Consider the following 12,438-nt stretch of genomic DNA (forward strand, 5'->3'; position numbering starts at 1 on the left):
CGCGGGGCCCGGAGCCGGTGAACCGGGCTTGCCGGCCCGTGACGCGACCCGTGACCCGCGATCCGGCTCAGAGCTCCGCGAGGAGGTCGGCCTTCTTCGCCGAGAACTCGTCGTCCGTCAGCAGCCCCGCCTCGTGCAGCTCGCCGAGGTGCCGGATGCGTTCCGCGATGTCCGCGGGATCCGCCCGTTCCATCCCCTCCGTACGGGCGGCCCGGTGGTGGTGCGGGCCGGGGCCCGCGGTCTCCAGCGCCATGGCGGGCTCGGCCGCGCGCAGGGCGGCCAGCACGGACGCGGCGAACGGCAGCGACTCGTACACCAGCCCGTAGCCCAGCCCGAACACCACCGCCGCCGGATCCTGGTCCGCCGCGGTCTCCACGCCGTCGCCGCCCGGCGCTGGAGAACCGTCACTGCTGCGCCGCCGCAGCCGCAGATGCCCGTTGAAGACTTCGGGCGAACGCCACTCGAGGCCCTCCAGCTCGTCCACGTTGAACGACTGGTCGCCCGCTCTCCACTTGGCGGACGACGCACCCGTCCAGAACCAGCGGAACGTGACCGCCTTGCCGTCGAAGGACGCCTTGCCGTCGTACGCCTTGAAGTTGAGCGGCGGCGCCGGCGCCTCGACGAGGTGGCGCTCGGCGGGCTCGGCGGCCTCCGGGCCGAGGGCGGAGCGGAGCTCAGTGGCGTAGTAGTCGGCCAGCAGCTCGCGTTCGGCGGGGAGCACAAGCCGATACGGATCGCTGGCCTCCTTCAGCTGCCCGTCGGCAGCCTCCAGCAGCGGATCGGCGCCCTCCCGCGGCACCATGCGCAGCACGACAGTGCCGCGCTTGCCGCCCGGCGCCAGCTCGACCGTGCTCAGGGCCTCGTACGGAATCCGCCGCTCCGCGAGCACATGGAACAGCTTCGGTGTGCGGATCCCCCGTTCGAAGCGGATGAGCACGGAGTCCGTGTCGAACTCCCAGGTGGAGTGAATTCCAGCCAGTACGTCACCCATGTGGGCCATCGTATGCGGCGGTTGCCCGCACGTCCCCCTCTGCCGCGCTACGCGCGTTAATCCGTGCCCGCCGCGCAGTTCTCGGCGCCGTCCGCGCAGTCGATCGTGTAGGTCTGCCCGGTGCCGACGGCGGCCTGGTTGGCGAGGCTGCTGGTGCCCGGAGCGAAGTATCCCGCGTGGCCTGACGCGCCGTCGGCGGACAGCCGGCGGGCGCCGAAACCGGGGGAGAGCGGGTCGGCGCCGTGCCCGAGCCCGCCGAACTCCATGTGCGGCACGTCCGCGATCCAGTCGTCGCCGTCCCGCATCGCCCACACCCGGGCCTTGCTGTGCAGCTCCGCCACGCTGTCGGCCCGCATGCCAGGGCTGCCCGAAACCGCTATGTCGGAGACCCGGGAGGGCAGCTCGTCGGCGGCGACACCGCAGGTCACCGAACCGTAGCTGTGGCAGAAGAGGGACACCTGGGAGCCGCCGGGCAGGCCGCCGCGTACGAAGTCCACGAGCCGGTCCGCGCCGTCCTGCGCGAGCGTCACGGAGGCGGCGTCCACGCCCAGGCCGCGCGGGGCGGTGTAGTCGGCCCAGGCGACGGTGGCCGTACGGACGCTGGGCGCGGCCGCGTGCTGCTTCCGCTGGAGCGCTTTGGCCATGCCGACGGGGGCGGTGTGCCTGCGTTCGGTCTTCTCGAAGGTCAGCAGCTCGGTGTCGACTCCGGGCACGATCACCGAGACGCGGTCGGCGCGGTCCAGGTCGCCGAACACCTCGGCGGCGCGGCCGTAGCCGGTCGGGTCGAAGGCGAGGATCTGCCGGTCCCCGGCGACCATGGACTCGAAGCGGTGCATGCGACGGCCCGCCATGTGGCGGCCCTCTTCGGTGAGTTCGGAGCTGTGCATGCGTTTGCGTTCGGTATCGCGGGCGTCGACGAGGGCGGCGTGGTTGGCGCGGTAGCGGAGCTCCGCGGGGGCGCCGTTGAGGTTGCCCACGACAAGGGGATAGCGGTCCGCCAGCCGTTCTCGCTGACGCTCGGTCAGAGAGCCGAAGAAGCCGCTGACCTTGCGCGGCGACGCCCCCTCGGCGTCGGGCAGCTGACGGCCCGCGACGGTGCCCTTGTCCCAGGCCATCAGGGCCGCGGCCCGTGGTCCCGGGGTGGCCTCGTGGCCCTTGACGGCGGTCCAGCCGGTCGTGGCCAGCAGCACGAACACCACCGCCAGCGTCAGCAGGGCGCGCCAGGCAGTGGCGTCCGGTGCCTCGGTGGCGGGGAACCCGGATCCGGACAGGGGGGAGCTGAGAGCGGAGAACGAAATCACTAGGGCGCAACCCTAGGAGAAGCACCGTCGCGGACGCACATCCCGTGACCTAATTCACGCCTCTTGGCGGACAGCAGGCGGCGGAACGGGTGCCATCAGCGCGAGCGGTCACGCGCTCAGGTGTGGCTCGACCAGTCGTCGCTCAGCACCGGCCCCATCAGGTCCAGGCAGCGCTCCACCACCTCCTGCTGGCCCGCCACCGTGATGTCCTCGCCGGTGCCCCACTGGCGTCCGGCCGCCCGCATCACGCCGTGGAACAGCGCGACCAGGACGCGTGGACGCAGGTCCTCGCGCGGGTCGAGGCCCTCCCGGGCGGCGAGGACGGCGACGAGCCGGTCCTCAAGCTCCGTGGAGCGCCGCATGTGGACAGCGAGCAGCGACGGCGTGGTCTCGATGATCTGCCACATCCGCATGTGCACGCTGATCGGGACGACCTCCTGGATCGCGTCGCCGATGCCCGCCCAGTTGGCGTCGAGGGCGTTGCGCAGGGCCCGCATGGGCGACTCGTGCGGCGGACGTGCCACCACGGCCTCGTAGAACCGGGACTCGATCTCCTCCTGGAGCGCGAAGGCGACGGCCTCCTTGCTCGCGAAGTACCGGAAGAAGGTGCGCTGGGAGACGTCGACCGCGTCGGTGATCTCGTCGACGGTGGTCTCGTCGTAGCCCTTGCTGACGAACAGCTCGTGCGCCACTCGGATAAGGGCATCCCGGGTGCGCTGCTTCTTGCGCTCACGCAGGCCGGTCACTGTCCGGCACCTCCAGTCCTCGCTGCCCACGGTGATGGTGAGCTATTTGACACTTACCGACTCATTGATTGGTTTGTCAATTGTCAGCGGCTGACACTAATCTCATCCTATGAGTTCCCAGACCCCCACCGTCACGAAGGACGGGCCGGAGCCACCAGAGCCCGGGAAGTCAGAGGCCGCACGTAACGGAGTGCGCGGGCACCCCTGGTTGACCCTTCTCACCGTCGCGCTGGGCGTCACGATGGTCGCCCTCGACGGCACGATCGTCGCCATCGCCAACCCGGCGATCCAGCAGGACCTCGGCGCGAGCCTCGCCGATGTGCAGTGGATCACCAACGGCTATCTGCTGGCGCTCGCCGTGGCGCTCATCACGGCGGGCAAGATCGGCGACCGCTTCGGTCACCGGCAGACCTTTCTGATCGGCGTCGTCGGATTCGCCATCGCCTCCGCCGCCATCGGCTTCGGCGGCAGCGTGTCTCTCGTGATCGCGTTCCGCGTGCTCCAGGGCCTCTTCGGCGCGCTGCTGATGCCCGCCGCCCTCGGCCTGCTGCGGGCCTCGTTCCCCGCGGAGAAGCTCAACACGGCCATCGGGATCTGGGGCGCGGTCATCGGCGCCTCGACCGCCGCCGGGCCCATCGTCGGCGGGCTGCTCGTCGAGCACGTCAACTGGGAGTCGGTGTTCTTCATCAACGTCCCGGTCGGGGCCGTCGCGCTGGCGATGGGCCTGGTGATCCTGCTGGACCACCGCGCCGAGAACCGGCCCCGCTCGTTCGACATCCCGGGCATTGCGCTGCTGTCGGGCGCGATGTTCTGCCTCATCTGGGCGCTCATCAAGGCCCCGGAATGGGGCTGGGCGGACGGCGCCACGATCGTCTTCCTGCTCGCCTCGCTCGCCTGCTTCGTGGTGTTCACCATCTGGGAGACGAAGGTCAGTGAGCCGCTGCTGCCACTGACGATGTTCCGCTCGGTGCCGCTGTCCGCGGGCACCGTGCTGATGGTGCTGATGGCCTTCGGCTTCATGGGCGGCATCTTCTTCGTGACGTTCTACCTGCAGAACGTGCACGGGATGACGCCGGTGGAGAGCGGTCTGCATCTGCTGCCGCTGACCGCGATGATGATCGTCTCCTCGCCGCTGGCGGGCTCGCTGATCACCAAGTTCGGGCCGCGTGTCCCGCTGGTCACCGCGATGCTGCTGACCAGCGTCGCGATGTTCGGCATGTCGACGCTGGACGCCGGGAGCGGCACGCTGGCCACCTCCCTCTGGTTCGCCCTGCTCGGGCTGGGCCTCGGACCGGTCATGGTCGGAGCCACGGAGGTCATCGTCGGCAACGCGCCTCTTGAGCACGCCGGTGTCGCCGGCGGTCTCCAGCAGGCGGGCATGCAGGTCGGCGGCAGCCTCGGCACGGCCGTGCTGGGCGCCGTGATGGCCTCGCGGGTGGACACGACGCTGCCGGAGAAGTGGTCGGAGGCCAAGCTTCCGCCCCTCAAGGAGGGCCAGGAAGACCAGCTGAAGAGCGCCGCAGAGGTGGGGGTCGCGCCTCCGGCGCCCAAGGGCGCGCCGGAGCAGATCGCGGACGCGATGACGGATGTCGTGCACGGGTCGTTCATCTCCGGTATGGGGCTGGCCTTCACCTGCGCGGGGATCGTCGCGGTGCTGGCGGCCGGCGTGGCCGTCTTCACCAAGAGCGGTCAGAACGACGCGGGGCCGTCCGTGCACATCTGACGTCGCCGGGCATGCGCTCTGCGTGCTCGTAGGCACACGGAGGGGTACGGATCTGTGGAACCGTACCCCTCCGTCGCGTTTCCCGTTCCGGCCTGTGGACTACCGGCAAGTTGTGGACAACTCGGCCATCAGTACTGGTGAATTGGGCCGTTGACGCTTGGCAGTCGGCGAGCGGGACCGGAAGGCTGATCACACCGCCGGGCGGAGAGCCGCCCGGCCCCGAACGGGGAGTGATCGCCATGAACAGCCACCACGCATCGGCTGCCGGATGTCCGTCGCGCGTTCCGTCCGGCCGCCCTGCCGGCACCGCGGCCACGGTCCTCACCGCCGCTGCCGCCGTCGCGCTGGCCACCGCGGTCCTGGCGCCGGCGCAGGCCGCGGCGGCGCCGCAGGACCCCCGAGCCGCCGCGGGCGAGCTCGGCGACTGCGGCGCGGGGCAGCTGTGCCTCTGGGAGCAGCCGCAGTTCGAGGGGAAGCGGCAGACGTACGAGCTGGCCGGCACCGACACCGAGAGCTGCGTCGTGCTGCCGGACGGCTTCGCGGCGGAGGCGTACGCCAACCGCACGGGCAGGCCGGTGACGGTGTACCAGAGCGCGGAGTGCGCGGAGACGGGGGAGTTCCACACCCATCCCGGTGGCTCCTACACGCCCGAATCCGCCTATCAGGTCCGGGCCTTCAAGATCTGGGAGCGCTGATGAATCCGGGCGCGCTGCTGTCCTGGGCAGTGCTGCCGAGGGCGTGGGCGGCGCTCCGGCGCCGGTGGCATCCGCGGCATCCCTGCCAATCGCCGCGGAAAGCGGTGAGGGCCCGGCCGACGGCCGGACCCTCACCGCACCGCGGGTGCTTACGCGTCGCCGCCCGCCGCACCGGGGTCGGCCGCGGACGCGTCGAGCAGCTGGTAGCGATCGATGGCCTGCTTCAGCGCCGAGCGGTCGATCTTGCCTTCCTGGGCGAGCTCGGTGATCACACCCAGCACGATCGACTGCGCGTCGATGTGGAAGAAGCGCCGTGCCGCGCCCCGCGTGTCCGCGAAGCCGAAGCCGTCAGCGCCGAGCGACTGGTACGTGCCCGGCACCCAGCGCGCGATCTGGTCCGGCACCGCGCGCATCCAGTCCGACACCGCCACCTTCGGGCCGTCGGCGCCCTGCAGCTTCCGCGTGACATAGGGGACGCGCTGCTCCTCCTCGGGGTGCAGCAGGTTGTGCTCCTCCGCCGCCACGGCGTCGCGGCGCAGCTCGTTCCACGAGGTCGCGGACCAGACGTCGGCCTTGACGTTCCACTCCTCGGCCAGGATCTGCTGCGCCTCCAGCGCCCAGGCCAGGGCAACGCCGGAGGCGAGGATCTGCGCGGCGTGGGTGCCCTGCTCGCCCGCCCGGTAGCGGTAGAGGCCCTTCAGGATGCCCTCGACGTCCACGTCCTCGGGCTCCGCGGGCTGCTGGATCGGCTCGTTGTAGACGGTGAGGTAGTAGAAGACGTCCTCGCTGTTCTCGCCGTACATCCTGCGGAGCCCGTCCTGCACGATGTGGGCGATCTCGAAGCCGAACGCCGGGTCGTACGCCACGGCCGCCGGGTTCGTGGACGCCAGCAGCTGCGAGTGGCCGTCCGCGTGCTGGAGGCCCTCGCCGGTCAGCGTCGTACGGCCCGCGGTGGCGCCCAGCACGAAGCCGCGGGCCAGCTGGTCCGCCATCTGCCAGAACTGGTCACCGGTGCGCTGGAAGCCGAACATCGAGTAGAAGACATAGATCGGGATCAGCGGCTCGTTGTGCGTGGCGTAGGCGGAGCCGGCCGCGATGAGCGACGCGGTGCAGCCCGCCTCCGAGATCCCGTCGTGCAGCATCTGCCCGTTGGGGCTCTCCTTGTACGCGAGCAGCAGCTCCCGGTCGACGGACTCGTAGGTCTGCCCGAGCGGGTTGTAGATCTTCGCCGACGGGAAGAAGGAGTCCATTCCGAACGTGCGGTACTCGTCGGGGGCGATCAGCACGAAGCGCTTGCCGATCTCCTTGTCCCGCATCAGGTCCTTCAGCAGCCGGACGAACGCCATCGTGGTGGCGATCTGCTGCTGGCCCGAGCCCTTCTTGACCGCGGCGTAGGTCTTGTCCGGCGGCAGCTCCAGCGGCTTCGCGCGGACAAGCCGGGTCGGCACGTAACCACCGCACTCCTGGCGGCGGTCGTGCATGTACTGGATCTCCTCCGAGTCCCGGCCGGGGTGGTAGTACGGCGGCAGGCCGGACTCCAGCTCCTCGTCCTGGATCGGCAGGTGCAGCCGGTCACGGAAGCGCTTGAGGTCCTCGACCGTCAGCTTCTTCATCTGGTGGGTCGCGTTGCGGCCCTCGAAGTTCGGGCCGAGGGTCCAGCCCTTGACCGTCTGCGCCAGGATGACCGTCGGCTGGCCCTTGTGCTCCTTGGCCGCCTTGTACGCCGCATAGACCTTGCGGTGGTCGTGCCCGCCGCGGCCCAGGTGCAGGATCTGGTCGTCGGTCATGCCCTCGACCATGGTCCGCAGCCGCTGGTCGCCGCCGAAGAAGTGGTCGCGGATATAGGCGCCCGACTCCGTGGCGTACGTCTGGAACTGGCCGTCGGGCGTGGTGTTGAGCTTGTTCACGAGCACGCCGTCGCGGTCCTGTGCCAGCAGCGGGTCCCAGGAGCGGTCCCAGACCAGCTTGATGACGTTCCAGCCCGCGCCGCGGAAGGACGACTCCAGCTCCTGGATGATCTTCCCGTTGCCGCGGACCGGGCCGTCCAGGCGCTGGAGGTTGCAGTTGACCACAAAGGTCAGGTTGTCCAGGCCCTCGCGGGCGGCGATGGACAGCTGCCCGAGGGACTCCGGCTCGTCCATCTCGCCGTCGCCCAGGAACGCCCACACATGAGAGGCGGAGGTGTCGGCGATGCCGCGGGCCTCCATATAGCGGTTCATCCGGGCCTGGTAGATCGCGCCGATCGGGCCCAGCCCCATGGAGACGGTCGGGAACTCCCAGAAGTCGGGCATCGACCGCGGGTGCGGGTAGCTGGAGAGACCGTTGGGCTGCCGCGACTTCTCCTGCCGGAAGCCGTCCAACTGCGCTTCGGTGAGGCGGTCCAGAAGGAACGCGCGGGCATAGATGCCGGGCGAGGCGTGCCCCTGGAAGAAGACCTGGTCACCGCCCTTGCCGTCGTCCTTGCCGCGGAAGAAGTGGTTGAAGCCCACGTCGTACAGCGAGGCGGAGGAAGCGAAGGTGGCGATGTGGCCGCCCACCCCGATGCCGGGACGTTGAGCCCGGGAGACCATGACGGCCGCGTTCCAGCGCGTCGCGTTGAGGATCTTGCGCTCGATCTCCTCGTTGCCGGGGAAGAACGGCTCGGCCTTGGTGGGAATGGTGTTGACGTAGTCCGTGCTGCGCATCTCCGGTACCGCCACGCGCTTCTCGCGGGCGCGCTCTATGAGCCGGAGCATGAGATAACGGGCCCGTTCCCGGCCGCGCTCGTCGACAGCCGCGTCGAGCGAGTCGAGCCACTCCTGGGTCTCCTCGGGATCGAAATCCGGGACCTGGCTGGGAAGGCCGCCAATGATGATCGGGTTGCGATCGGATCCGGAAGCCACGCTGTTCCTTCGCTGTTCGGTCGTGTAGTGCCTGGTATCGCGCCGACTCCATCGTGTACTGCTGCCGGGGAAACGTCATCTCTACCGCTGAGTAACCATCCAGGCTCGCCAGGACCACCTGGGGCAATCCGGGCATCCGCTGGATGGAACGATCTGGTGCGAAGCCCTCCGGATCATGCATTGTGGGATGACACGTCAACGTTTGTGCGGGATGGACGGCCGGGTACTTGCGCGATCGGTCCCGCCCGTGTGGACTACGGCTCATGCCTCGCGTATGTGTGAGGCGCGAGATCTAATACCGGAAGAGACAGGAGGCAATCCGTGAGCGCGACCGCGGACCACGCGGAGGAGCGGACCAACCCCGCCGCAAGGCTGGGTTTCCAGCCCGGGCAGGTGGTCCAGGAGCTCGGTTACGACGACGACGCCGAGCAGGCACTCCGTGAGGGAATCGAGGCCGTCACGGGCACGGAGCTCGTCGACGAAGATCACGACGATGTGGCCGATGCCGTGGTGCTGTGGTTCCGCGAGGAGGACGGCGATCTGACGGATGCGCTGGTGGACGCCACCACGATGATCGACGAAGGCGCCCCTGTCTGGCTGCTGACGCCGAAGACCGGCCGTCCCGGCTATGTCGAGGCGAGCGAGATCGGCGAGGCCGCACAGACCGCGGGTCTCGCCCAGACGAGCAACGTCAACGCGGGCAAGGACTGGACCGGCTCCCGGCTGGTCACGCCGAAGGCGGCGAAGTCCGGCAAGCGGTAGCCGGTTCCCCGGGTGGCAGCCGTGCGGGCGGCCCCTGACCAGTGCGCCCCGGCAGTCGACGGCTGCCGGGGACGTGCGGTGGCGGAGTGCGTAGGCTGGGCCGCGTCACTCACCGCTTACCGAGGGGAATCGAACCCATGAAGGCTCTCGAGGTCGGCACCAAGGCCCCGGACTTCGCCCTGAAGAACCAGCACGGCGAGACCGTTTCGCTCTCCGACTTCAAGGGTCGGAAGAACGTCGTCCTGCTCTTCTACCCCTTCGCGTTCACCGGCGTGTGCACGGGGGAGCTGTGCGCCCTCCGTGACGAGCTGCCGCACTTCGTCAACGACGACGTCCAGCTGCTCGCCGTCTCCAACGACTCTCCGTTCTCCCTGCGCGTCTTCGCCGAGCAGGAGGGCCTCGAGTACCCGCTGCTCTCGGATTTCTGGCCGCACGGCGAGACCTCGCGCGCCTACGGCGTCTTCGACGAGGACAAGGGCTGCGCGGTGCGCGGTACGTTCGTCATCGACAAGGAGGGTGTTGTGCGCTGGACCGTGGTCAACGGTCTGCCCGACGCCCGCGACTTGAACGAGTACATCAAGGCCGTCGAAACTCTCTGAGCGGTTCCCCTGGGAGCGATGGGAACCGCTCACTAGGATCGACTCGTTGATCCATCGGCATCTGTAATAAACACGGGGGCACGCAGTGCTCCTCACGAACAATTCTCAGGAGGACTCGTGGGAGTCAGCCTCAGCAAGGGCGGCAACGTCTCGCTGACCAAGGAAGCCCCGGGCCTGACCGCCGTGATCGTCGGTCTGGGCTGGGACGCACGCAGCACCACAGGCGCGGACTTCGACCTCGACGCCAGCGCGCTTCTGGTGAACGCGGAGGGGAAGGTCACCAACGACCAGAACTTCGTGTTCTTCAACAACCTCAAGAGCCCCGACGGCTCCGTGGAGCACACCGGTGACAACCTCACCGGTGAGGGCGAGGGTGACGACGAGGTCGTCAAGGTCAACCTCGCGGGAGTGCCGGCAGACGTCGACAAGGTCGTCTTCCCGGTCTCCGTCTACGAGGCCGAGGCCCGTCAGCAGAGCTTCGGCCAGGTCCGCAACGCGTACATCCGCGTGGTGAACCAGGCTGACAACAACGAGCTCGCCCGTTACGACCTGACCGAGGACGCCTCGACCGAGACCGCCATGGTCTTCGGTGAGCTCTACCGGCACGGCGCCGAGTGGAAGTTCCGCGCCGTGGGCCAGGGGTACGCCTCGGGTCTGCGGGGTATCGCTCAGGACTTCGGCGTCAACGTCTGACGTACGCCATGTCCGGCGGCCCGACCGTCGACGGGTCCACCTGATCTCGGCAAAGGTACGGCGCCGCACACTTCCCGGTCGGGGAAGTGTGCGGCGCCGATCTCTTCAGCACACTGGGCGCATCACAGGGGAGAGGAATAACAACATGGGTGTCACACTCGCCAAGGGGGGCAATGTCTCCCTCTCCAAGGCCGCACCGAACCTGACCAAGGTCCAGATCGGCCTGGGGTGGAAGGCACGTTCCACCACCGGTGTGGACTTCGACCTCGACGCCAGTGCGCTGCTGTGCGCGAACAGCCGCGTCCTGGGGGACGAGTACTTCATCTTCTACAACAACCTCAAGAGCCCGGACGGCTCGGTCGAGCACACCGGTGACGAGCTGGTCGGCGGCTCCGGAGGCGACGACGAAACGGTTCTGGTCGACCTCTCCCAGGTACCCGCGCAGATCGACAAGGTCGTCTTCGCGGTGTCCATCTACGAAGCCGAAGCCCGGCACCAGACCTTCGGACAGGTCACCGACGCCTACATCCGTGTGATCAACCAGGATGACGGGCAGGAGCTCGCCCGGTACGACCTCACGGAGGACGCGTCCTCGGAGACCGCGATGATCTTCGGCGAGCTCTACCGCCATAGCGGGGAGTGGAAGTTCCGTGCAGTCGGCCAGGGGTACGCGTCAGGGCTGCGGGGCATCGCCCTAGACTTCGGGGTCAACGTTTCGTAAAGCGCGTCTCAGCAAGAGATACAGACGATTGGGTAGCCAGTGATTCTGAAAACCTTCGGCTGGTCCTTCGGCGTCACTGCCGCGGGTCTGGCCCTGGCCGCGTACTTCTGGGGGTGGGAGGGCTTCGCCGTCGTGGCGATCCTCTCGATCCTGGAGATCTCGTTGTCGTTCGACAACGCGGTGGTGAACGCCGGTGTCCTGAAGAAGATGAACGCCTTCTGGCAGAAGATCTTCCTGACCATCGGCATCCTCATCGCGGTCTTCGGGATGCGGCTGGTCTTCCCGGTCGTCATCGTCGCCATCAGCGCCTCGATCGGCCCGGTGGAGGCGGTGCAGCTCGCGCTCGACGAGCCTGACCGCTACGAGCAGCTCGTCACCGACGCGCACCCGTCGATCGCGGCGTTCGGCGGGATGTTCCTGCTCATGATCTTCCTCAACTTCATCTTCGACGACCACGAGCACAAGTGGATCGGCTGGCTGGAGCGCCCGCTGGCGCGGCTGGGCAAGGTGGACATGCTGTCCGTCTGCATCGCCTTGATCGTGCTGTTCGTGACTGCGGTGACCCTCGCCACCGGCGCTCACCAGCACGGCGGCGCACACGTCGACAAGTCGGCCACGGTGCTGACGGCAGGCATCCTCGGCCTGATCACCTATCTGATGGTCGCCGGTCTCTCAGGGCACTTCGAGAACAAGCTGGAGGAGGAAGAAGAGCGCGAGCACGAGGAGGAGGAAGCGGCCAAGCGGGCGGGCAAGGACCCGACGATGGTCGGCCTGGCGGGCAAGGCCGCTTTCTTCATGTTCCTCTACCTCGAGGTGCTGGACGCGTCCTTCTCGTTCGACGGTGTCATCGGTGCCTTCGCCATCACCAACCACATCTTCTGGATGGCGCTCGGCCTCGGCATCGGCGCCATGTACGTCCGTTCGCTCACGGTCTACCTGGTCCGTCAGGGCACCCTGGACGACTACGTCTACCTGGAGCACGGCGCTCACTACGCCATCGGCGCGCTGGCCGCGCTCCTCCTGATCACCATCAAGTACCAGATCTCCGAGGTGATCACCGGTCTCCTCGGCGTCGGCCTGATCGCCGCGTCCTTCTGGTCCTCGGTGCGCCGTAACCGCGCGATCGCTGCCGGAGGCGACGACGGCGGCGGCGGAGGTGGCGGCGACGACGGTGACGACGACGCCGGCGACGGCGGCGACGACAGCGAGGCCAAGCCGGAGGTACCGTCCGGAGTGTGATCGTCCGGCCGCGGGTGTGTCATCGCGGCCCGAATGCGGAACGCTCTCTGCGGGGCGGCGCCGAGTCCGACTCGACGCCGCCCCGC

General features: G+C 68.7%; 11 protein-coding genes. 7 read left to right on the top strand and 4 right to left on the bottom strand.

Going from position 1 to position 12,438, the window contains the following annotated elements; all coding sequences use genetic code 11:
• Window positions 1-67 precede the first annotated feature (67 nt).
• The 3 genes from DVA86_RS17955 to DVA86_RS17965 all read right to left on the bottom strand — a co-directional run bounded on the left by DVA86_RS17955 (window position 68) and on the right by DVA86_RS17965 (window position 3,038).
• The gene (locus DVA86_RS17955) at window positions 68-991 is read right to left on the bottom strand and encodes a DUF4429 domain-containing protein (protein ID WP_208879628.1); all 924 of its coding nucleotides are present in this window, start codon (window positions 989-991) and stop codon (window positions 68-70) included.
• 56 nt (window positions 992-1,047) lie between these two features.
• On the bottom strand, window positions 1,048-2,292 hold the full coding sequence (locus DVA86_RS17960) for an alpha/beta hydrolase (protein WP_425470855.1): 1,245 nt from the start codon (window positions 2,290-2,292) through the stop codon (window positions 1,048-1,050).
• 116 nt (window positions 2,293-2,408) lie between these two features.
• Window positions 2,409-3,038 (bottom strand): TetR/AcrR family transcriptional regulator, encoded by a 630-nt coding sequence (locus tag DVA86_RS17965; RefSeq protein WP_245996731.1) that lies wholly within the window; start codon window positions 3,036-3,038, stop codon window positions 2,409-2,411.
• 109 nt (window positions 3,039-3,147) lie between these two features.
• Here DVA86_RS17965 and DVA86_RS17970 point away from each other — a divergent pair, with 109 nt between their 5' ends.
• Both DVA86_RS17970 and DVA86_RS17975 read left to right on the top strand, forming a co-directional pair.
• Window positions 3,148-4,761: an MFS transporter gene (locus DVA86_RS17970; protein ID WP_208879630.1), complete on the top strand. Its 1,614-nt coding sequence runs from the start codon at window positions 3,148-3,150 to the stop codon at window positions 4,759-4,761.
• 239 nt (window positions 4,762-5,000) lie between these two features.
• Window positions 5,001-5,456 carry a peptidase inhibitor family I36 protein gene (locus tag DVA86_RS17975; protein WP_208879632.1) on the top strand — a complete coding sequence of 152 codons (456 nt, stop codon included), beginning with the start codon at window positions 5,001-5,003 and terminating at the stop codon, window positions 5,454-5,456.
• Window positions 5,457-5,605: 149 nt separating this feature from the next.
• Here the strand turns inward: DVA86_RS17975 and aceE are convergent, their stop codons facing one another.
• Entirely contained in the window at window positions 5,606-8,338 is a 2,733-nt protein-coding gene (gene aceE, locus DVA86_RS17980) for a pyruvate dehydrogenase (acetyl-transferring), homodimeric type (RefSeq protein WP_208879634.1), read from the bottom strand.
• A gap of 321 nt (window positions 8,339-8,659) precedes the next feature.
• Between aceE and DVA86_RS17985 the strand changes: the two genes are divergently transcribed.
• The 5 genes from DVA86_RS17985 (at window position 8,660) to DVA86_RS18005 (ending at window position 12,352) form a co-directional block, all read left to right on the top strand.
• Window positions 8,660-9,100 carry a DUF3052 domain-containing protein gene (locus DVA86_RS17985; protein WP_208879636.1) on the top strand — a complete coding sequence of 147 codons (441 nt, stop codon included), beginning with the start codon at window positions 8,660-8,662 and terminating at the stop codon, window positions 9,098-9,100.
• A 137-nt stretch (window positions 9,101-9,237) separates the two neighbouring features.
• On the top strand, window positions 9,238-9,699 hold the full coding sequence (locus DVA86_RS17990; RefSeq protein ID WP_208879637.1) for a peroxiredoxin: 462 nt from the start codon (window positions 9,238-9,240) through the stop codon (window positions 9,697-9,699).
• A 117-nt stretch (window positions 9,700-9,816) separates the two neighbouring features.
• Window positions 9,817-10,392 carry a TerD family protein gene (locus tag DVA86_RS17995; RefSeq protein WP_208879639.1) on the top strand — a complete coding sequence of 192 codons (576 nt, stop codon included), beginning with the start codon at window positions 9,817-9,819 and terminating at the stop codon, window positions 10,390-10,392.
• 145 nt (window positions 10,393-10,537) lie between these two features.
• Window positions 10,538-11,113, top strand: a complete 576-nt coding sequence (locus tag DVA86_RS18000; RefSeq protein ID WP_208879640.1) for a TerD family protein — start codon at window positions 10,538-10,540, stop codon at window positions 11,111-11,113.
• Between the two features lie 39 nt (window positions 11,114-11,152).
• Window positions 11,153-12,352, top strand: a complete 1,200-nt coding sequence (locus tag DVA86_RS18005; RefSeq protein ID WP_208879641.1) for a DUF475 domain-containing protein — start codon at window positions 11,153-11,155, stop codon at window positions 12,350-12,352.
• The last annotated feature ends 86 nt before the right edge of the window (window positions 12,353-12,438 follow it).

This window comes from Streptomyces armeniacus (assembly GCF_003355155.1).
Lineage (GTDB): Bacteria > Actinomycetota > Actinomycetes > Streptomycetales > Streptomycetaceae > Streptomyces > Streptomyces armeniacus.

Excerpts from the sequence above, each read along its gene's own strand:
- DVA86_RS17955 (WP_208879628.1), bottom strand. The coding sequence starts at position 991 with ATGGGTGACGTACTGGCTGGAATTCACTCCACCTGGGAGTTCGACACG.
- DVA86_RS17970 (WP_208879630.1), top strand. The coding sequence starts at position 3,148 with ATGAGTTCCCAGACCCCCACCGTCACGAAGGACGGGCCGGAGCCACCA.
- DVA86_RS17975 (WP_208879632.1), top strand. The coding sequence starts at position 5,001 with ATGAACAGCCACCACGCATCGGCTGCCGGATGTCCGTCGCGCGTTCCG.
- DVA86_RS17990 (WP_208879637.1), top strand. The coding sequence starts at position 9,238 with ATGAAGGCTCTCGAGGTCGGCACCAAGGCCCCGGACTTCGCCCTGAAG.
- DVA86_RS18000 (WP_208879640.1), top strand. The coding sequence starts at position 10,538 with ATGGGTGTCACACTCGCCAAGGGGGGCAATGTCTCCCTCTCCAAGGCC.